The sequence below is a fragment of the Pseudoalteromonas sp. NZS100 genome, assembly GCF_015864815.1.
In the GTDB taxonomy this organism is placed as follows: Bacteria; Pseudomonadota; Gammaproteobacteria; order Enterobacterales; family Alteromonadaceae; genus Pseudoalteromonas; species Pseudoalteromonas distincta.
Genome location: NZ_JADYWM010000003.1, coordinates 113,688 through 135,637, shown reverse-complemented (window position 1 = coordinate 135,637; position 21,950 = coordinate 113,688). Strand labels below are relative to the sequence as shown.

General features: G+C 40.8%; 18 protein-coding genes. 13 read left to right on the top strand and 5 right to left on the bottom strand.

Annotated elements, in window-relative coordinates; all coding sequences use genetic code 11:
- The first annotated feature begins 1 nt into the window (after position 1).
- The 7 genes from rseP to I6E69_RS03995 all read left to right on the top strand — a co-directional run bounded on the left by rseP (position 2) and on the right by I6E69_RS03995 (position 7,278).
- Complete coding sequence (gene rseP, locus I6E69_RS04025) at positions 2-1,354, top strand: sigma E protease regulator RseP (protein ID WP_197120698.1); 1,353 nt, start codon at positions 2-4, stop codon at positions 1,352-1,354.
- Positions 1,355-1,454: 100 nt separating this feature from the next.
- Positions 1,455-3,926 (top strand): outer membrane protein assembly factor BamA, encoded by a 2,472-nt coding sequence (gene bamA / locus I6E69_RS04020; RefSeq protein ID WP_197120697.1) that lies wholly within the window; start codon positions 1,455-1,457, stop codon positions 3,924-3,926.
- An 11-nt stretch (positions 3,927-3,937) separates the two neighbouring features.
- Positions 3,938-4,456: an OmpH family outer membrane protein gene (locus tag I6E69_RS04015; protein WP_002958312.1), complete on the top strand. Its 519-nt coding sequence runs from the start codon at positions 3,938-3,940 to the stop codon at positions 4,454-4,456.
- Between the two features lie 7 nt (positions 4,457-4,463).
- Positions 4,464-5,486, top strand: a complete 1,023-nt coding sequence (lpxD, locus tag I6E69_RS04010; protein WP_024596249.1) for a UDP-3-O-(3-hydroxymyristoyl)glucosamine N-acyltransferase — start codon at positions 4,464-4,466, stop codon at positions 5,484-5,486.
- A gap of 26 nt (positions 5,487-5,512) precedes the next feature.
- Entirely contained in the window at positions 5,513-5,965 is a 453-nt protein-coding gene (gene fabZ, locus I6E69_RS04005) for a 3-hydroxyacyl-ACP dehydratase FabZ (protein WP_002958310.1), read from the top strand.
- A gap of 2 nt (positions 5,966-5,967) precedes the next feature.
- Positions 5,968-6,738, top strand: coding sequence for an acyl-ACP--UDP-N-acetylglucosamine O-acyltransferase (gene lpxA, locus I6E69_RS04000; protein ID WP_039484358.1), 771 nt, complete (start codon positions 5,968-5,970; stop codon positions 6,736-6,738).
- 147 nt (positions 6,739-6,885) lie between these two features.
- On the top strand, positions 6,886-7,278 hold the full coding sequence (locus I6E69_RS03995) for a septal ring lytic transglycosylase RlpA family protein (protein ID WP_182712631.1): 393 nt from the start codon (positions 6,886-6,888) through the stop codon (positions 7,276-7,278).
- On the opposite strand, the gene cydC is transcribed toward I6E69_RS03995, so the two are convergent.
- From cydC to I6E69_RS03970, 5 genes are read right to left on the bottom strand one after another with little or no spacing between them, the layout of a single operon-like run.
- Positions 7,261-9,006, bottom strand: a complete 1,746-nt coding sequence (cydC, locus tag I6E69_RS03990; protein ID WP_197120696.1) for a thiol reductant ABC exporter subunit CydC — start codon at positions 9,004-9,006, stop codon at positions 7,261-7,263. The two genes, I6E69_RS03995 and cydC, sit on opposite strands and share 18 nt — an antisense overlap.
- Positions 8,999-10,792 carry a thiol reductant ABC exporter subunit CydD gene (gene cydD / locus I6E69_RS03985; RefSeq protein WP_197120771.1) on the bottom strand — a complete coding sequence of 598 codons (1,794 nt, stop codon included), beginning with the start codon at positions 10,790-10,792 and terminating at the stop codon, positions 8,999-9,001. Before cydD ends, cydC begins: the two co-directional genes overlap by 8 nt.
- Complete coding sequence (gene cydX, locus I6E69_RS03980; protein WP_002958303.1) at positions 10,782-10,946, bottom strand: cytochrome bd-I oxidase subunit CydX; 165 nt, start codon at positions 10,944-10,946, stop codon at positions 10,782-10,784. The genes cydD and cydX overlap by 11 nt, the downstream gene beginning before the upstream one ends.
- A gap of 12 nt (positions 10,947-10,958) precedes the next feature.
- The gene (gene cydB / locus I6E69_RS03975) at positions 10,959-12,098 is read right to left on the bottom strand and encodes a cytochrome d ubiquinol oxidase subunit II (RefSeq protein ID WP_231619701.1); all 1,140 of its coding nucleotides are present in this window, start codon (positions 12,096-12,098) and stop codon (positions 10,959-10,961) included.
- Positions 12,095-13,678, bottom strand: a complete 1,584-nt coding sequence (locus tag I6E69_RS03970) for a cytochrome ubiquinol oxidase subunit I (protein ID WP_197120695.1) — start codon at positions 13,676-13,678, stop codon at positions 12,095-12,097. Before I6E69_RS03970 ends, cydB begins: the two co-directional genes overlap by 4 nt.
- Before the next feature lie 301 nt (positions 13,679-13,979).
- Here I6E69_RS03970 and lpxB point away from each other — a divergent pair, with 301 nt between their 5' ends.
- From lpxB to I6E69_RS03940, 6 genes are all read left to right on the top strand, one after another.
- Positions 13,980-15,137 carry a lipid-A-disaccharide synthase gene (gene lpxB, locus I6E69_RS03965; protein ID WP_197120694.1) on the top strand — a complete coding sequence of 386 codons (1,158 nt, stop codon included), beginning with the start codon at positions 13,980-13,982 and terminating at the stop codon, positions 15,135-15,137.
- Positions 15,127-15,729, top strand: a complete 603-nt coding sequence (gene rnhB, locus I6E69_RS03960; protein WP_197120693.1) for a ribonuclease HII — start codon at positions 15,127-15,129, stop codon at positions 15,727-15,729. Before lpxB ends, rnhB begins: the two co-directional genes overlap by 11 nt.
- Before the next feature lie 2 nt (positions 15,730-15,731).
- Entirely contained in the window at positions 15,732-19,223 is a 3,492-nt protein-coding gene (gene dnaE / locus I6E69_RS03955) for a DNA polymerase III subunit alpha (protein ID WP_197120692.1), read from the top strand.
- A 16-nt stretch (positions 19,224-19,239) separates the two neighbouring features.
- A complete protein-coding gene (accA, locus tag I6E69_RS03950) occupies positions 19,240-20,196 on the top strand; it encodes an acetyl-CoA carboxylase carboxyl transferase subunit alpha (protein ID WP_002958297.1) in 957 nt (318 codons plus the stop codon).
- An 82-nt stretch (positions 20,197-20,278) separates the two neighbouring features.
- A complete protein-coding gene (gene tilS / locus I6E69_RS03945) occupies positions 20,279-21,583 on the top strand; it encodes a tRNA lysidine(34) synthetase TilS (protein ID WP_197120691.1) in 1,305 nt (434 codons plus the stop codon).
- Complete coding sequence (locus I6E69_RS03940; protein ID WP_193226666.1) at positions 21,584-21,937, top strand: hypothetical protein; 354 nt, start codon at positions 21,584-21,586, stop codon at positions 21,935-21,937.
- The last annotated feature ends 13 nt before the right edge of the window (positions 21,938-21,950 follow it).

The following is a 21,950-nucleotide window of genomic DNA, read 5'->3' as shown; positions in this document are numbered from 1 at the left end:
TATGTTTGATTTTTTTTGGAATCTTGGCTCATTTATTTTAGCGCTTGGTATTTTAGTGGCCATACATGAATATGGCCATTTTTGGGTTGCACGAAAAATGGGCGTTAAAGTGCTGCGTTTTTCAATTGGCTTTGGTAAGCCATTGTTAAAATGGCACGATAAATATAATACCGAATACGTGATTGCCGCTATTCCATTAGGCGGTTATGTAAAAATGCTTGATGAGCGTGTTGATGACGTGCCGGCAAACCAACGCCATTTATCGTTTAACGCTAAATCTGTACAAGCACGTATTGCCATAGTTGCAGCGGGTCCAATGGCCAACTTTTTGTTTGCCATTTTTGCTCTTGCTGTAATGTATATGGTGGGTGTGCAGTCGGTAAAGCCTGTGGTAGGTAGCATTACCGAGGGTAGCCGGGCAGAGCAAGCGGGCATTATGCCTTCTCAACATATTATAAAAATTGGCGATGATGATATAACGACATGGCAAGATGCCACGTTTGCACTTATGTCTAATTTAGGTGAAGAAAGCGTTGAAGTGATAGTGCGCGATAAAAACCTTCAACCACGTGTTAAAACCCTTAATTTAGAGGGGTGGAAACTAGATCAGCAAGACGTGCCACCACTAAGCTCGTTAGGTATTGTACCGTTTAGACCTCAAGCCACTTTAACAATTGCCGCCGTAACTAAAGACTCAGCTGCAGAACACGCTAATTTACAAGTTAATGACACAATTTTGGCTGTAAACGGTGAAACAATAAGCAATTGGCAGCAATTAGTTAATCTTATTAAGCAATCAGCTAACAAATCTTTACAATTTAGTGTAAAAAGACAAGATACTATAAAAGCCATTACAGTAACCCCTAAAGGGCGCATTGATAATAACGGTATTGAGCAAGGCTTTTTAGGCGTTGCTCCTGTTGTACAGCAATGGCCTGATGGTTATGTAGAGACTAGACATTACGGCCCGCTCGATAGTATCGTGCGAGGCACAAAAGAAACGTGGCGCTTAATTACACTCAGTTTTGATATGATTGGTAATTTAATTACAGGCCAGGTTTCGGTTAAGAATTTAAGTGGCCCTGTGGGCATTGCAGTAGGCGCTGGAACTAGCGTAAGCTATGGGTTAGTGGCCTTTTTAAGCTTTTTAGCCTTAATAAGCGTTAACTTGGGTGTATTTAATTTATTACCCTTACCAGTGCTTGATGGTGGACACTTAATGTATTACATAATTGAACTTTTTCGTAAAAAGCCGGTCTCTGAAAAGACACAAGAGTTTGGTTTTAAAGTGGGCGCCTTGTTGCTCATTTTTCTAACATGTTTCGCTTTGTTCAATGATGTATCGCGTTTGTAGTTTTACAGCGTGGCAAATTACTAATTAGAACACGATTGTAAAGCACCACTTTAGTAGGGTGTTATGCGGTAATACAGTTGTAAAGGATAAAGATAATAAAATGGCTATAAAAAAACATTTGGCAGTAACAAGTTTATTGGGTGCAAGTTTTGCAGCCCTAGGCCAAAACTCCTTTATTGTTGAAGACCTGAAAGTTGAAGGTTTGCAGCGTGTAGCACTTGGTGCAGCGCTAACACATATTCCTATTAACGTAGGCGATAATGTTGATGACTATACGATTTCAAAAACAATAAAGTCACTTTATCGTTCTGGGCACTTTGATAACATAAAAGCCCTTCGTGATGGCAACAACGTTATTTTTAAAGTAACGGAACGTCCTACCATCAGCTTCATTGAGTTTGAAGGCAATAAAGACATTAAAGACGAGCAGCTTAATGAGTCTCTTGATCAGCAAGATATTCGCCAAGGTGAACCACTTGATAAAACCGTTATCGATAGTATCGAAAAGGGCTTAGTTGAGTTTTTCCACAGTATTGGTAAATACAACGCTAAAGTAGATATCAGTATTACTAAGTTGCCTCGTAACCGCGTTAAACTTAAATTAGAGTTTGATGAAGGTGATGCAGCTTCTATCCGACAAATTAACTTAGTGGGTAATGAACTTTTTTCTAATGAAGAGCTTCTTAAACTTGCTGAATCGCAGCAAGATTTACCTTGGTGGCAGTTTATGGGTAGCGATCGCTACCAAAAGCAAACCATTGAAGGCGATTTAGAAAAAATTCGTAGTTATTATTTAGACCGTGGTTACCTACGTTTTAATATCGATTCAACGCAAGTATCAGTGAGCCCTGAACGTGAATCAGTTTACGTTACAGCTAACTTAACTGAAGGCGTAAAATATACCGTTAAAGGCTTTGACTTTATTGGTGACTTGCTTGGCCGTGAAGACTTAATTAAAAGTGTTATCCCACTTAGAGCGGGTGAGCTTTATAACGGTTCTGTAGTTACTTCGTCAGAAGAATTTATTAAAAGCTACTTAGCACGTTTTGGTTACGCTAATGCTGAAGTGCGTACAATTACAGAAATTGACGACGAAAAGCAAGAAGTACAACTAACACTATCGGTTAATCCAGGTAAGCGTGTATATGTTCGTCGTATTATTGTTGGTGGTAACCAAAATACAGCTGATGAAGTACTTCGCCGTGAAATGACACAACTTGAAGGCGCCTGGTTATCTAATCAAAACCTTGAGCGTTCAAAACTACAAATTCAACGTTTGCCTTATATGGAAACTGTTGATTTTAACGTAGTGCCTGTACCAGGTGTGGATGACCAAGTAGATGTAGACTTTACTGTAAAAGAGCAATCAGCGGGTAGCTTTAATGCTGGTCTTGCTTATGGTTCTTACTTAGGTCTGCAGTTTAATATTGGTGTAACAGAATCTAACTTTTTAGGCACAGGTAACCAAATTGGTTTAAACCTTAATACGTCTACAGGTTCTGAAAGCTTAAGCTTATCGTACACAGACCCATACTTTACGCCAGATGGTGTATCGCAAGGCAGTAGCATCTTTTACAGAAACTACGATGCAAGTAAATTCAGTCTTGTTGAGTACAAATCAAAAAGTTATGGTTTAGGCACAAATATTGGTTTTCCAATTGATGCTGTAAATCGTGTTAACTTTGGCGCCCGTTGGATTAAAGAAGAGCTTTCGGATATTGCAGAGTACGAGCAAACGCGTGTACTTCGTGAAACATTCTTAGATCCAGATAACCCAGATGCAGGCTTTGACTTTACTAAGTATGAGCTGAGTGTTGGCTGGTCGCGTATCACCGTTAACCGTGGTTTATTCCCAACAGCGGGTTCGCGTCAAACTCTAAACTTAACAGCAACAACGCCTAACTCAGATCTTCAGTACTTTAAACTGAATTACGATTCGCGTTTTTACTGGCCTATATCAAATGACCACCGTTGGGTATTCTCAACCCGTGCAGCACTTGGTTATGGTAATGGTTATGGCTCTACAAACGGGTATGAGCAAACACTTCCATTCCAAGAATACTTCCGTATAACGGAAATGGAACTTCGTGGCTTTGACCGTAATACAATATTACCACGTGCTGTATCGCGTATACCGCAGTCTATTCCAGGTACGCCAGGTGCAGACGGTACTACAACCGGTAGCATTGGTGGCGCATCAGAATTTGATATTCTAGTGCCACAAGGCCGTATTGGTGGTAATGCTAAAGCAGTGGCAGGTATGGAGCTAATTGTTCCTACGCCATTCTTAGATGAAGAAAATACCAGCTCTGTACGTACTAGCTTCTTTGTTGATGCTGCAAACGTATGGGATACTGAGTTTAACGTAGACCGCTATCAAAACTTAGGCGTTGATGAACGTGCTAAATTAGATGACTATTCAGACCCAATGCGCTTTAGGGTTTCAACCGGTCTTTCATTACAATGGATCTCTCCAATGGGTCCAATGCTGATCAGTTTTGCGTATCCATTGCAAAAAGAAGAAGATGACGATACGAAAACCATCAGCTTTAACATTAGTAACACTTTCTAAAGGAGTTTTTTGTGAAAAAATTATTTAAATCAACAGCTGTAGCAGTTTTAGCAACTTTAATGATGGGTACTTCTGTGAATGCATTTGCACACAAAGTAGGTATTGTTGATATGCAGGAAATCTACAAGCAAATTCCTCAAATGGCTAAAATTGAACAGTCTTTACAAACTGAGTTTGCTGAACGTCGTCAAGAGCTTGAAAAGTTACAAGGCGATATCCGTTTTGAAGCTGAAAAATTTAAACGCGAAAGTACAACTATGAGCCAAGCTCAAAAAGATGCACTACGTGATAAAATCCAAGGCATGCAAAAAAATCTTGCTGAACAAGGTCGTCCTTTAGAGCAAGAAATCAAAGCGCGCCAAAACCAAGAACTTGCTAAAGTTCAAGGTGTAATCATCAAAACAATTGAAGAAATTGCTAAAGACGGCGACTTCGACGAAGTTAAAGTAAAAGACACAACAATTTACTTTAATCCTAAAGAAGTAACTGATCTTTCGTCTAAAGTTGTAGCTGCAGTTAGTAAGAAATAATCACTCTATGCAAAATTATACGCTTTCGCAAATTGCGGAACTTCTAGGCGCCGAACTTCAGGGTGATGGCGCTTTAGAAATAAAAAAAATAGCGACACTTGCAAATGCCCATTCTGGGCATATTGCATTTTTAGCGAACTCAAAATATCGCTCGCAACTTGAAACTACTCAAGCTAGCGCTGTAATAGTAAGCCAAGCCGATGCTCAGTACTTTAGTGGTAGCAAGGTTATTGTTGCGAATCCGTACGTAAGTTACGCAAAATTAGCGCAATTTATGGATACTACACCACGCTCAGCCTCGACGGGTATACATCCAAGTGCCACTGTTCATTCAACAGCGATTGTTAGTGACAGCGCCGCCATAGGTGCTAATGCAGTCATTGAAGCTGATGCGGTGATAGGTGACAATGCGCAAATTGGTCCGAACAGTTTTATCGGAGAACGTGTTAAAATAGGCTCTGGCACTAAGCTTTGGTCTAGTGTGACTATTTATCACGATGTTGAAATTGGTTCAGATTGTTTGTTTCAAGCAAATAGTGTTGTAGGTAGTGATGGGTTTGGCTATGCGAACGAACGCGGGCAATGGGTAAAAATACCTCAGCTTGGCTCTGTGATCATAGGTAACAAAGTTGAAATTGGTGCAAGCACGACAATTGATCGTGGCGCACTGGACAATACCATCATTCATAGCAATGTTATTATCGATAATCAGTGTCAAATAGCGCACAACGTTGAAGTTAATTCAGGCACCGCAATCGCGGGCTGCACCGTACTTGCAGGAAGCGTTACCATTGGCAAAAACTGTCAAATTGGTGGCATGGTTGCAATTAATGGTCACATGTCTGTATGTGATGGTGTTATAATTACCGGCATGAGTATGGTGACAAAATCAATCACCGAACCAGGTATTTACTCATCTGGTATGCCCCATACAACAAACAAAGAATGGCGTAAATCAATAGCTCACTTGCGTAACCTTTCAGACATGAAATCACGTCTTAAAGCGCTGGAAGCATTGGCTAAGTCATAACGTTGAACACTAATAAGGATGCTATTTTGGCAAACGAATTAAATAGCCTTGATATTCAAGAAATTTTAAGTTTATTACCGCACCGTTACCCGATGCTATTAATTGATCGTGTTATTGATTTTACACCTGGCAAATCTTTACATGCTATTAAAAATGTTTCTATAAACGAACCTATATTTACTGGCCATTTCCCAAATCAGCCAATTTTTCCTGGTGTGCTAATATTAGAATCAATGGCGCAAGCCACGGGTTTATTAGGTTTTAAAACAGTAGAAAATCGTAGTGAAAACGAATTATATTTATTTGCTGCTGTTGATAACGCACGTTTTAAACAGCCAGTGATCCCAGGTGATACAATGCATCTTCATGTTGAGTTTTTAAAAGAACGTCGCAACATTTGGAAGTTTGCAGCAGAAGCTAGAGTCGACGGCAAAGTAGTGTGTAGTGCCGAAATTATGTGTGCGAGAAGAGAGTTTTAATAGTGATCCATTCTACAGCAATAATCGAACCTGGCGCTAAACTAGGCAACAATGTCTCAGTTGGTCCGTATAGTTATATTGGCAATGATGTTGTTATCGGTGATAACTGTATTATTGAGTCTCATGTTGTTGTTAAAGGGCCATCAACTATTGGCTCTGGCAATCATATTTTTCAGTTTGCGTCTGTGGGCGAAGCCTGCCAAGACAAAAAATACAACAACGAGCCAACCACATTAATCATGGGTGATAACAATGTTATCCGTGAATGTGCCACTATTCACCGTGGTACAATTCAAGACCAAGGCGTTACTAAAATTGGTAGTAATAACTTATTTATGGCTTATACACACGTTGCACATGACGCAGTAATTGGCGATAACGTAATTTTTGCTAACAATGCAAGTGTGGCCGGCCATGTACATGTAGGCGACTGGGTTATCTTAGGTGGTAATTCGGGAGTTCATCAGTTTTGTAAAATTGGTGCACATGCCTTTATTGGTATGTATTCAGGTGTTAACAAAGATGTACCACCTTTTGTTACTACTATTGGTATGCCAGCAGGTCCTGCCGCTATCAATAAAGAAGGCATGAAACGTCGTGGTTTCGAAAGTGATGAAATTATGGCTGTACGCCGAGCATACAAAGCGTTTTACCGTAAAAGCTTAGGTGCAGACGAAGCGATTGAATCGCTTAGTGAAGATGCTGCAAAGTACCCTGCTGTGAAATTGATGGTCGACTTTGTTAAAAGCTCAGAGCGCGGCATTGTAAGATAATTCGCGCGTTTTGCTTCAAGCATAAAAAACCACCCTAGATGATAAATCGAAGGTGGTTTTTTATTGCCCACGGTTTAGACCTAATTCAGTTAATACTCAGCGAGCTCAAGTTAGTATGCATCCAATTTGTATAATAAAAGTCATCCTATGCGTTTACCTAAGTTAGTTGTCACTCTTTTTATTACTTCAGCGTTAGCCGCTTGTAGTAGCCAACCTATTGTTAAATCATCTATTGGAGAGGTTACTCAAGTTGGTAAAGCATCTTTTTATGCTGACAAATATCACGGGAGAACAACTGCCAACGGAGAGCGCTTTAGCCAACAAGCCGCCACAGCAGCACATTTAGAGTTCGACTTTGGCACTAAGGTCGTTGTTACCAACCTCGCTAATAATAAATCAGTCACGGTAAGAATTAACGATAGAGGCCCGTATGTGCGAGGTCGTATTATTGATTTATCAAAGAGTATGTTTAAAAAGATAGCCGACCCTAAAGTCGGCGTTATTGATGTATCAGTAACGGTTTTAAAACCGGGTAGTTAGCGCAACATAGTCGGGATAAGTGCTACTGAGCTCTTTATGAGAGCCTTGTGCGACTACTTTGCCGTCTTCTAACCATATAACATTATCCATTTGAGCAAGTAGAGCGGGGTCGTGCGTGATTGTCAGCACGCTGGCGTTATTCATAACGTGCATTATTGCTTGCATTACCCCTTGCTTAGATTGATTATCAAGACCCTCAGTTGGTTCATCAAGTACTAAAATAGCAGGGTTTTTAAGTAATGCTTGGGCAATGGCTATACGCCTAGATTGGCCTTGCGACACGTTACGCCCGCCAGTGCCTAATCGTGTTTTTAAACCTTCTTTTAGTTCATTAAACCATGGGCTTAATTGAGCTAATGCGAGCGCTTCAATCATTTGCTCTTTAGTTGCATTTGGCGCGGCATAACGTAAGTTTTCACTTAATGTGCCATCAAAAATATGGTGCTGCTGGGCGAGTATATTTATAACATTTGCGTGTATATCATTATTTAACGAATGTAAGTCAACAACGCTATCTTGATTGTTTAGCGCTATGCTGCCTTGTTGCAAAGGCCATAAACCAGTAAGTAAATTTACAAGCGTCGTTTTACCGCTGCCGCTTCTACCTACAATTGCTACCTTTTGCTGGGGCTTTAGTTCAAAACTGATATTGGTTAGCGCTGTTTGTTCACCATATTGGTAGCTAATATTGTTAAGTACTAACGTGTGGTTTTGCGCATTAAAGTTTTCATCAACGTCTATATGTGTGCTTTCAATTTGCGAACTAGCAGCCTTATCTTCAAGTGTAAACAATCGCTCTGCTGCTTTTAAAACACTCGGAAGCTCTATAAACGCATTGGGTAGTAGCAATACGCTTTCAAAGCTTGCCAGTACAAATAAACTCAACATAGCAAGCTCTACATTTACCATACTGTTTGCGTAAACTAGTGGGACAATGGTTACTATGCTAGCAAGCATGGCTAATTGAACAACCAACAAGCTTAATCCATCTGAGTTTGCCAATGCTTTGTGGCGAATAAATAATTGCTGATTGTACTGCTCGCTTAATTCGTCGCACTTATTAAGCTGCTGCGAACGGGCTTGATAAATACTAAGCTCTCTAAGGCCTGTGAGTGTATCTGAAAGCTCAGAGCGAAGTTGTGCACTAAGTTGTGTTTCTTTGTGGCTGTTTTTAGTGAGCTTTGCGCTGAGTAGGGCAGGTATAACTACACCAATAAGTATAATGCCAGTAAAGCAAATAAGGGCGACGTTGCCATTATAGGCCGACATAAACAGCATGATGATTGGCACACTTAAAAGAGCGACCAGCATAGGAAGTAAAACGTTTAAATAAAATTTGTCGAGTGCGTCTACATCGTTTTGTAATCGGTTAACTAAATCAGCGCTGCGGCTCATTGCTAAATCAACATTGTTAAGCTTGCTTAACGTTGCAAATACATTGGTACGTATTTCACTTAGTAATAAAAACGTGGCGTTATGAGTAACTAGGCGTTCGCCATAGCGCGATGCTGTTCGCACAATAGCTAAAAAACGAATCGTGCCGGCAGGAGTAAAATAATTCATTTGTACGCCCGCAATACCAGCAGCGGCCATTGATGCTAAAAACCAGCCAGATATAGCCAATAGACCCACATTAGCTAATACCGTAATCGTTGCTAAAAATGTACCCAATAGCATAGCTTTGTAATGAGGAGCACAAAGCTTTAATAAGCGAATAAAATTACGCATGCGCCACCCCTTGTTCAGCCGTTTTTAGTAAGTTAGCAAATGCACCATTTTGTGCTGCAAGTGTTTCAAAGTCACCTTGCTCAGCTATTTTTCCATCGTGCATCACAATGATATTGCTGGCATGTTTAACCGTATTTAATCTATGGGCAATAACTAACACTAAGTTGTTTTTAGCATATTCATTAATAGCATCTTGAATAAGCAGCTCTGTTTGGCTATCAAGGTGCGCTGTGGGCTCATCAAGCACTAAGACTGGTGCTTGTTTTATGAATGCACGAGCCAGTGCAATACGTTGCTTTTGACCGCCAGAAAGCCCTTCGCCTTGCTCACCTATCAGCGTGTTAAAACCACCGGGTAGGGTATTAATAAATTCAAGCACACCAGCTTGCTTTGCCGCGTGTTCAAGCTCTTGCTGTGTGGCAGTGGGTTTGGCCAATTTAATGTTGGCAGCAATGGTGTCGTAAAATAGCGTCGCTTTTTGTGGTATCCATGCAATATTATTTTGCAAGTAAGTAATATCGGTTGTACTTAAACTCTGATCATTAATAGATAGGTTGTTAATCACTTCAGGGTGAAACCCTAATAGACAATCAAACAACGTACTTTTACCTGAGCCACTACTGCCCACAACGGCAATTAAGCCTTTATTTGGCAATGTTAAATTTATATTTTTAATCCCTTCGTTACTACCAGGGTATATAAAATTAAGGTCGGTAATACTTATTGAATTAATTGTATTTAAAGTTAAATTGTTTTCAGGTGCGCTGGTAGTTACTGGCGCATTTACGTCACTTGGCAGTGGGGCATTTAAAATTGCAACCATATCGGCCGCCGCACTAATACCTTGTAAACGTGCATGGTAATGGCTACCAAGCTGGCGCAGTGGTAAATAAAATTCAGGCGCTAAAAGTAGCACCACAAAGCCAGTGGCAAAATCAAGAGTGCCAAAAAATAGTCTAAAACCAATAATTACGGCAACGAGTGCCACGCTAATGGTGGCTAAAAACTCAAGTGCAAATGATGATAAAAACGCGATTTTTAAAACATCGAGTGTCGCGTGTCTAAAGTCGTCTGAAATTTTAGCTATTTGTTTAAGCTCGGTACGTGTTGCATTAAATAGCTTGAGTTGAGTTAAACCTTGCACGCGGTCAAAAAAGTAATTGCCCAGTACAGCAAGTTGCTTCCAGCGTTTTTGGTTTAAAGCTTCGGCTTTAGAGCCTACTAAAATCATGAAAAAAGGAATAAGCGGGGCGGTTAATAAAAATATTAGCCCTGCTTTATAATCTGTCGGAAAAATAACTACCAATATTGCCAGCGGAATAAGCGCGCTGTAAGCAACACCTGGCAAGTATTTAGCATAATAGTCGTGAAGTGCTTCAACGCCATTATGCAGGGTGTTTAATGTAGCGCCTTGGCCGTGTTGTTCTATATAACTAGGCCCAAGTAAGCTGAGCTTATGCAGAAGTGTTTGGCGCATAGCCGATTTTATTTTAAGTGCAGCAAATGCACTTAAGCGTTCACTTAACGCTAAAAACACCGCGCGCAATAAAATAATGCCTGCCAAGGGCCATAATAAATGAGTGACTTGGGCTAAGTTATTACCTTCAAACATTACATTATGAATAGCTTGAGCCAGTAAATAAGCACCTGCAATCATCAGTAATGCGTTAAAAGTACCCAGTGCAATGCTTAACTTTAACCACACTGCAGCGGGTTTACTTTGACGCTTTAAAAAAGCGCGCAGTGATTGCTGCTGCGCGCGATCTGGTCGGGGGTTAGTCGTCATCTTTTGTGTTGTTAGCATCATTTAATAAATCGTGCATGGCTTGTTCATCATCAGCAATGCTGTTTTTATTTTGATGAAATTCGTACCACATTACATTTATTACACCTAAGGTACAGGCCAAAAGTACACCTAAAATCCAAGCGAAATACCACATTGTTTAGTCTCCTTAGTAGCTACCATGAGTGTTGTTTTCAATTTCTTCTACCGTTACTCTGCGCCACATTTTTACGTAACACCAAGTGGTGTAGGACAAAATTAGTGGTACAAAAATACACACTGCAACAAACATTATATTGAGCGTTTTATGGCTCGATACCGCATCCCAAATTGTTAAGCTAATATTAGGGTTGTTACTCGATGGCATAATAAATGGGAACAGAGAAACACCGGCCGTCATAATTACGCCAATTAACATTAAGCTTGTTGAAATAAGTCCAAGTGCAGGTTTATTTAATTTTGAAAACACAAATGCACTTAATGCCATTGCAAAGGCTAAAATAGGGAAGGTCATTGTCCATGGGCGTTCACTGTAATTACTTAACCAAGCACCTTGCGCTGTAGTGACTACTTTAGCTAGAGGGTCTGCATGACTTTGTGTATCAGCCATAGATACAACTTGGTAACCCGTTAAGTTAGCCACCCAAAAACCAGCTGCAGCAAATAACACGATAAACACAATAAGAGAATAGCGACCATATTGACCCGAACGCTCTGCGACCACACTTGCTGTACGAAGTTGTAACCACATACCCGCATGCGCAACTAACATGGTAATACTTACTAAACCTGCAAGTAATCCAAATGGGTTAAGCAAGCCAAAAAATGATCCTTGGTAGCTTACACGCATAAGGTTATCAATATTAAACGGTACGCCTAAAAATAAATTACCAAACGCCACACCAAATACTAATGCAGGAATTGCGCTGCCTGCAAGCAAACCCCAATCCCAGTTATTGCGCCAGCGTTTTGAGTCTACTTTACTGCGGTAATCAAATCCAAGTGGTCTAAAAAACAAAGCAAAGAGTACTAGCATCATGGCAAAGTAAAAGCCCGAAAATGCAGCTGCATAAACCATAGGCCACGCCGCAAATAACGCGCCGCCTGCCGTTATAAACCATACTTGGTTACCATCCCAATGCGGGCCAATTGTGTTTATTACTGTGCGGCGCTCTGAATCTGTTTTACCAACGAGGCGAAGCAACATAGCAACGCCCATATCCATACCATCGGTAATAGCAAAACCAATAAGCAGCACACCAATGATCAACCACCAAAGCATTTTTAATGTTTCATAATCAAAAATCATGATTGCTCTCCTTCAGTTTTATCAGCTTTGTTTGGTAATTCAAAATGATATTTACCAGTATGTAGCGAGCTTGGCCCTTGCTTAACAAAGCGGATCATCAACCAGCCTTCAACAATGGCTAAACCAGTATAGAAAATAACAAACCCAGTTAAGCTAATTAAAATATCGTTTACTGTTAGTGACGACGTGGCTAAAAAGGTCGGCAGTATTTCAGATATAGCCCAAGGTTGGCGACCATACTCGGCAACAATCCAGCCAAATTCAATCGCTATCCAAGGTAGTGGAATACTCAATACGGCAGCCCATAACAACCAGCGTTTTTGCTCAATAACACGGTGTGCGTTGTAGTAAAATGCCAATATAAATACACCAAGCATGACCACACCACAGGCAACCATAATCCTAAATGACCAAAACATAGGGCCTACTTTAGGAAAAGAATCTTTAACTGCTTTTTGAATTTGTTCTTCAGTAGCATCTACAACATCAGGTGTGTAGCGCTTAAGTAGCAAGCCATAACCTAAATCATCTTTTAGAGTATTAAATTTGGCAATATTATCTGGCGTATCTTCACCGTTTCTGAGTTTTGTAAGGTATTCATAAGCAATCATACCGTTGCGAATACGTACTTCATGTTGTTTTTCTAGGTCGTTAATACCCGTTACTTGCTCATCAAGTGAGCGAGTAGCAATTAACCCAAGTGCGTAAGGTATTTTAACCGCCGCATGTGTTACTTGCTCTTCTGAATCAGGAAAACCAAATGCGGTAAACGCAGCCGGAGCTTCTTCTGTGTGCCATTCGGCTTCAATTGTGGCAAGTTTTACTTTTTGGACTTCGCCTACTTCGTAGCCTGATTCGTCACCGAGTAAAATTACACACAAAATTGACGCTAAACCAAAGCCTGATGCGACTGAAAAAGAGCGTTTAGCAAATGCTAAATCACGACCCTTCAATATGTACCAGCTACTAATACCAAGCACAAACATAGACGCCGCTACATAACCTGCCGATACAGTATGAATAAACTTAACTTGGGCTACAGGGTTAAACACAAGCTCTGCAAAACTGGTCATTTCCATGCGCATGGTTTGATAGTTAAATTCAGCGCCTACTGGGTTTTGCATCCAACCGTTGGCAATTAAAATCCACAGCGCCGACATGTTAGTACCAATGGCCATTAAAAAGGTCGCGCCTAAATGTTGGCGTTTAGAAAGCCTGTCCCAGCCTAAAAAGAACATACCCACAAAGGTCGACTCTAAAAAGAATGCCATTAAACCTTCAATAGCCAGGGGAGCCCCAAAAACATCACCTACGTAATGGGAGTAATAAGACCAGTTAGTACCAAACTCAAATTCCATGGTAAGGCCTGTTGCCACACCAACTGCAAAGTTAATACCAAACAATTTTCCCCAAAACTTAGTCATATCACGATAAATTTCGCGACCGGTCATAACATAAACCGATTCCATAATAACTAAAATCCAGGTCATACCTATCGTTAACGGTACGAATAAGAAATGAAAGAGAGCGGTAACAGCAAACTGTAATCGCGATAGATCCACAAAGGTTTCATCTATCATTATTGGCTCCTTGAGAGTGACGGATTAACAGGGCAACATTTTATTGGCAAAGTTAAGATTTAATAAACTTTCAGTAATTACTGAAAGTTTATAATAGTATTTACGTTTGTGCAATCTTTGTCAACATACATATTAGTAAAGCGTAATATATATTTCCTATGCTACATCAGTATTAAAAACAAACAACATAAAGCCTTAACTTAGGTAATAAAAAACCAGTTATTTAAAGCGTTTAACCAAACAGTAAAACACGGTAAACTAACAAGCATGAACGCCTGGTTTACTTGTGAAATAAAATCAAATGAATAAAGATAAAAAACAACTACGTATTGGTATTGTGGCAGGTGAACTGTCGGGCGATATTTTAGGTGAAGGTTTAATTAAAGCCCTTAAAAAACACTTTCCGGACGCTATTTTTGAAGGAATAGCAGGACCTAAAATGCAAGCGCAGGGCTGTAAAACACTTTACGACATGGATGAGCTTTCGGTAATGGGGCTTGTTGAGGTGCTAGGGCGTTTACCACGTTTGCTTAAAATACGTAAACAACTCGTGCAGCATTTTGTAGATAACCCACCTGATGTATTTATAGGTATTGATGCACCCGATTTTAACTTACGTGTAGAAAAACCACTTAAAGATACGGGTATTAAAACCGTGCAGTATGTAAGTCCGTCTGTTTGGGCGTGGCGCGAAAAGCGCATTCATACAATAAGTGCAGCCACTAACTTAGTGTTAGCATTATTACCATTTGAAAAAGAGTTCTACGATAAGCACCAAGTGCCATGTACATTTGTGGGGCATACCTTGGCTGACGACATTGCACTTGAGCACGACGATACTAAAGCACGTGAAGAACTCGGCTTAAGCCTTGATGACAAAGTCCTGGCGCTACTACCCGGTAGTCGAGGCTCTGAAGTTGGTTTGCTAAGCGAGACTTACATTAAAACAGCCGCAGAGCTGCAAGCTAAAAACCCCAATCTTAAAATTGTGGTGCCGTTGGTTAACGAAAAACGCAAAGCGCAGTTTAGTGATATATTAAACGCTACCGCACCGAAACTTAATGTTAACCTGCTTGATGGGCAATCTAAATTAGCGATGCAAGCTGCTGATGCTATTTTATTAGCCTCGGGCACTGCAACACTCGAAGGCATGCTTTATAAAAAGCCAATGGTTGTGGGCTATAAAATAAAGCCTTTGAGCTATTGGATTTTTAAAACTTTATTTACGTTTAATATTAAGTACTTTTCGCTGCCTAATTTATTAGCCGACGAAGAGCTTGTGCCTGAGTTTTTACAAACCGAGTGTAATGTGACTAACTTAACAAACGCACTTACCCCTATGCTCAACACAGATAACAAAGAGCTAAAAGCACGCTTTTTAGCTATTCACGAAAAAATTAGATTAAATGCCAGTGAACAAGCAGCCAATGCTGTGGCGGAGTTAATAAATGCAAATTGATAGACCCAATGTATCCTTAATTGCTGGTGTAGATGAAGTAGGGCGCGGCCCGCTTGTTGGTGATGTAGTTACTGCCGCCGTCATTTTAGATCCCACTAAACCAATTGCAGGCTTAGCAGATTCTAAAAAATTAACGGATAAAAAACGCCAAGCACTTGCAATTGAAATAAAAGAAAAAGCATTGTGCTACGCGTATGGACGCTGCAGTCCAACAGAAATTGATGAGTTAAATATTTTGCACGCAACGATGCTTGCCATGACTCGCGCAGTGGAGGCATTAAGCACACAACCTGAATTTGTATTTATAGATGGTAATCGATTGCCAAAACTCACTATGCCAGCACAAGCTGTTGTTAAAGGTGATAGCTTAGTGGCCGAAATTTCAGCGGCGTCTATTTTAGCTAAAGTAGCACGCGATGACGAAATGCTTGAACTTGATAAACGCCACCCAGAATATGGTTTTGCAGGGCACAAAGGGTATCCCACTAAAGCGCATTTTGCAGCACTTGAACAATACGGTGCAATTGACGAACATCGTAAAAGCTTTAAACCTGTGCAGCGCGTTTTGGCGCAAGCCAATGGTGAGGGCTAAGCATGGCTGTTCCTGATTTTGTTCATTTAAGAGTTCATTCAGACTTTTCGATGGTTGATGGCCTTGCTAAAACAAAGCCAATAGTCGCAAAAGCGCAAGAGCTGCAAATGCCAGCCATTGCAATTACTGATCAAATGAACTTTTGTGGTTTAGTGCGTTTTTATGGCGCCACGCATAATGCAGGTATTAAACCTATAGTGGGTGCTGACTTTTGGATTCGTAGCCCAGAGTTTCCTGATGAGCCAAGCCGCTTAACCATATTAGCCAAAGACAACGACGGCTATAAAAACATTACCTTATTAATATCTAAAGCGTATCAGCGTGGGCATGTATTTCATCGCCCTGTGATTGACCGCGAATGGTTAGTTGAACTAAAAGCAGGCTTAATTATTCTCTCAGGCGCTAAAGACGGTGACTTAGGTAAAGCGTTATTAAAAAATAATCCGACTGTAATAGAATCAGTTGTTAGTTTTTATAAGCAGCATTTTAGCGATAACTACTACCTAGAGCTTGTTCGCACCAACCGACCGCTTGAAGAAGATTACTTGCACATGGCGGTAGAGCTTGCTGCTAAAGAGCAACTACCGGTTGTAGCGACCAACGAAGTGGTGTTTTTAAAGCCCGAAAACTTTGAAGCGCACGAAATTCGTGTTGCTATTTTTGACGGTTACACGCTCGATGATAAGCGCCGCCCTAAACGGTTCTCTGAAGAACAATATCTAAAAACACCTGAGCAAATGGCTGAGTTGTTTAGCGATATTCCAGAAGCCCTACAAAATACCGTAGAAATCGCTAAGCGTTGTAATGTAACTGTGCAATTAGGTACTTACTTTTTACCTGATTACCCAACCGGCTCGCTTAAAATTGAAGACTTTTTAGTTAAAGTGTCACAAGACGGCCTAGAAGAGCGACTACAGTTTTTATTCCCCGACGAAGAAGATAGAAAAGTAAAACGTGTTGAATACGATGAGCGTCTTGCAATTGAACTCGGTGTAATCAACCAAATGGGATTCCCAGGTTACTTCTTAATCGTAATGGAGTTTATTCAGTGGAGTAAAGATAATAATATTCCAGTTGGACCTGGTCGTGGTTCAGGTGCGGGTTCGTTAGTTGCGTACGCGCTTAAAATTACCGACCTTGATCCACTTGAGTTTGACTTACTCTTTGAGCGATTCTTAAACCCTGAACGTGTATCAATGCCCGATTTCGACGTCGATTTTTGTATGGATAGACGAGACGAAGTAATTGATCACGTGTCGGCTTTGTATGGTCGGGATGCGGTTTCGCAAATTATTACCTTTGGTACCATGGCTGCAAAGGCGGTAATACGCGATGTAGGGCGAGTGCTTGGGCATCCTTACGGGTTTGTTGATCGAATTTCAAAATTGATTCCGGGTGACCCCGGTATGACACTTGCCAAAGCGTTTGATGTAGAACCACGCTTGCAAGAAGCCTACGATGGCGACAATGAGGTAAAAGACTTAATCGACATGTGTCGCATCCTTGAAGGGTGTACACGTAATGCCGGTAAACATGCGGGTGGCGTAGTAATATCGCCAACCACTATTACCGACTTCGCTGCGCTTTATTGCGATGACGAAGGTAAGTTTCCAGTAACACAGTTTGATAAAAACGATGTAGAAACAGCCGGCTTAGTTAAGTTCGATTTCTTGGGTTTACGTACACTGACTATATTGCAGTGGGCGGTCGATATGACCAATGTGCGCATGAAGCGCCAAGGTAAAGACCCCGTTGATATAAACACCATTCCACTGGATGATAAAAAAAGTATTGAGTTGTTACTTCGCGCCGAAACGACCGCTGTATTCCAGCTAGAGTCGCGTGGTATGAAAGACTTAGTACGTCGACTTAAGCCCGACTGCTTTGAAGATATGATTGCACTTGTGGCCTTGTTTCGACCAGGTCCACTGCAATCAGGCATGGTAGATAACTTTATCGACCGAAAACTGGGCCGAGAAGAAATCTCATACCCAGATGCGCAGTATCAGCACGAAAGCTTAAAACCAATACTTGATCCAACCTACGGCATTATTTTGTATCAAGAACAAGTAATGCAAATTGCGCAAGTACTAGCAGGTTACACGCTAGGTGGCGCCGACATGCTGCGTCGTGCAATGGGTAAGAAAAAACCCGAAGAAATGGCAAAGCAGCGTTCAACATTTGAAGATGGCGCAAGAAATAACGGCATTGACGGCGAGCTTGCGATAAAAATCTTCGACTTGGTAGAAAAGTTCGCAGGTTACGGTTTTAACAAATCTCACTCAGCAGCTTACGCACTCGTATCGTATCAAACATTGTGGATGAAAACGCATCACCCTGCAGAGTTTATGGCTGCGGTAATGTCGGCCGATATGGATAACACCGACAAAATAGTTATTTTGGTGGATGAATGTGAAAACATGAAGCTCACCTTATTACCACCAGACGTAAATGCAGGTGAGTTTAAGTTTACAGTAAACCTTGAAGGTGAAATTGTTTACGGCATTGGCGCGATAAAAGGTGTGGGTGAGGCACCGGTTGAAGCAATTTTAGAAGCGCGTGCAAAAGGCGGCCCATTTAAAGATTTATTTGATTTTTGTGCCCGTGTTGATTTAAAACGCTTAAATAAACGTGTTACTGAAAAATTAATTTACGCAGGTGCTTTGGATCAATTAGGACCAGAGAAAACCCAATCTGGGCGTGCTACATTACTAGCCAGTTTAAAAGATGCTATGCGTGCGGCCGATCAACACAACAAAGCTGAGCAATTAGGACAAAGTGACTTGTTTGGTTTATTAGCCACTGAGCCTGATGAAGTTGAACAAGCTTTTATTAAAGCCACAGGGCTTACTGATAACGAGTGGTTAGATGGCGAAAAAGAGACGCTAGGCCTTTATTTAACTGGGCATCCAATAAATCAGTACCGCCGTGAACTTAGGCATTACACTAGCGGAAAAATAGTTGATTTACAGCCAACTAATCGTGATGTGTTTGCAACGGCAGCTGGTTTAGTTATTGCTTCTAGGGTATTAATTAATAAAAAAGGAAATCGTTGGGCCTTAGTAACTTTAGATGACAAGAGTGCACGGATTGATGTACGCTTGTATTCAGACGAGTTTGAAAAGTACCAAGATATGCTCCAAGTTAACAATATCTTGGTAATATCTGGACAGGTCAGCTTTGATAACTTCTCCGGTGGTATTACAATGACCGCCAGAGAAATAAACACCATTGCTCAAGCGCGTGAAAAGCGTATTAAAGCGATTAAAATGACGCTGAACATGGTGCAAATCGAGGCAGGTTTCTTCGATAAATTACAAAAAGTACTCGAACCCTATAAAATGGGAACGTGTCCGATCAAGGTTTATTACCAACGTCCAGATGCGTTGGCGCAATTAACTCTTGGGATCGAATGGTGTGTTACGCCAAGTGACGACTTAATCCATAAGTTATCACTAATGGCTGCGCAAGATGTAGAACTAGAATTTAACTAATTAGGTAGTTTAGAGCATGAGCCTCAATTATCTTGATTTTGAGCTTCCAATTGCAGAATTAGAAGCAAAAATTGAAGAATTACAAAGTATCAGCCGCGCTGGCGAATTAGACCTTGAGTTAGAAGAGGAAGTCAGCAAATTAAAAGAAAAAAGTGCCAAACAAAAACAGGAGATTTTTTCTAATTTAGGCGCTTGGCAAGTATCACAGTTAGCACGTCATCCGTTGCGTCCTTACACTCGAGATTATATCGAGCGCATTTTCACGGAATTTGACGAGTTTGCTGGCGATCGTACTTTTGCTAACGATCCAGCTATTTTAGGTGGCATTGCGCGTTTAGATGGCGAACCAGTAATGGTTATTGGCCAACAAAAAGGTCGTGATACTGCTGAAAAAATTAAACGCAACTTTGGTATGCCAAAGCCAGAAGGCTACCGTAAAGCATTACGCTTAATGGAAATGGCTGAGCGTTTTAAAATGCCAATCATGACCTTTATTGACACACCAGGTGCATACCCAGGTGTTGGCGCTGAAGAACGTGGTCAATCTGAAGCAATCGCACGTAACTTAAAAGTAATGGCGTCACTTAAAGTGCCGACAATATGTACGGTTATTGGTGAAGGCGGTTCAGGTGGTGCATTAGCAATTGGTGTTGGCGACAGAGTTAACATGTTGCAGTACAGCACTTATTCTGTAATTTCGCCTGAAGGTTGTGCGTCTATTCTTTGGAAAAGCGCTGACAAAGCACCGCTTGCAGCAGAAGCAATGGGTGTAACTGCAGAGCGCGTTAAAGAGCTAGACTTAATCAACAACTTAGTTGATGAGCCTCTAGGTGGTGCACATCGTAATTACGATGCTATGGCACGTAACTTAAAAGTACGCCTTAAGCGTGACCTAGCAGACTTACAAGCGCTTACGCTTGAAGAAATGCTTGATCAACGTTACAAACGTTTAATGTCGTTTGGTTATTGCTAAACACATTAATTGTTAAAAAAAGCCGCTTATGCGGCTTTTTTGCTTTAAAATGTTCAGAGTTTTTATATAAAAGTGCGGCCATATGCATACAACAGCAATTTATCAGCAATTAAAAAAATCACTAAATAGCTATATTGAGCAAGGTAACACTGTTTTTACTGTGGCGCTTTCTGGTGGTGTTGATTCTGTGGTGTTGCTGCATTTAATGCGTGCTTTAAGAGCCGATAACCCTGCAATTGATGTATCGGCTATTTATGTTCACCATGGCTTGAGCCAGTATGCCGATGACTGGCAACGCTTTTGCAAAAACGTATGTATTGAGCTTGATGTGCCTTTTAAAGTCGCAAAAGTTGTAATTGAGCCGCAGTCGCGAACGAGCCTTGAAGCCCAAGCTCGCGATGCACGTTACAAAGCACTTGATGAGCTAAGCCCACAAGGCAGCATTGTTTTATTGGGCCAACATTTAAACGACCAAGTAGAAACGTTTTTACTGCGCTTAAAGCGTGGCTCGGGTTTAAAAGGGCTTGGCGCCATGCACCAAGCGCGTTTGCTGCAAAGTGGCCGTGTATGTTTTAGACCATTGTTAAACGTTAAGCGAAGCGATATAGAAGCGTTTGCGGCGCGCTTTAGTATTAACCACATAACTGATGACTCAAATACAGATGAAAGTTTTGACCGTAACTTTTTACGCTCAAAAATAGTACCTGTGTTAGCCGAGCGCTTTACTGGGTTTGAACAATGTACAGCACGAAGTATTGAGCTACTACAACAACAGCAAACACTACTTGATGAATATACTCAGCTTGATTTAAATAAGTGTATTAACGAGCACCAAGCACTGTGCATTAGCCAAATAAACGAATACAGCGCAGCGCGTATTGCAAATATAGTACGTGCGTGGCTTACATTATTTACACAAGTCATGCCATCGCAAAAGCAGCTTGAGCAAATTATTAATCAAGCAATGTGCGCAAAAAACGACGCACAAATGCGTATTGATTTGCTCGATGGGCAAATACGTCGTCATCAAGGTTATTTGTATTTTGTAACACCAAGTGAAGTATTAACAGATATTGAGCTGAATCATTCACAGCTAAAACTTGCAGACGGGCGCTTATTAATTAAAAGCATTGGTTTTGGAGTAAGACCTCCACACTCAAATGAGCAAGTAATAGTGCGCTTTAATTGCAATAGCGCACGTATTAAACCACTTAAAAAGCCTGGTAGTAATACAGTTAAGCATTGGTTTAAAGATGCAAAAATAGCGCCGTGGCTACGCGCCAGTGTGCCACTTATTTTTTATAATGATGAATTAGTTCAAGTGGTTGGCTATTTTATGAGCGCTAAGCATGTTGATGAAAATGGTATTTTTTGGGAGTGTAAATAAATGAGTAAACAGCCGCATGTTGGCTTATCGTTAGTAAAAAAAGCGCCAATGGGTATGCTAATAACAGCGCTTATTGCTGTTATCGCTAATGTTTTACTTGAGTTAAATATAGTTACGTTAGGTTATGCAGTCGCTGGTGGGATTGCATCTGCAGTACTTTTATTAGCTTATTGGTTAGGTAAAGGTGGATTGTTTTTTATTTCAGGCGTAAGCCTGCCACTGCTTTTAGTATTATTTACACCGCTTGCTACTATTACTGCATTACTTAATTTAATTAGCGGGTTCTTTTTTGGTTTTTGTGCTGCGTTGTTTATTTATAAATTGGTAAGTGCAAAGCCTAGCGGGGGAAGCTAGGCTTTTTTATTTA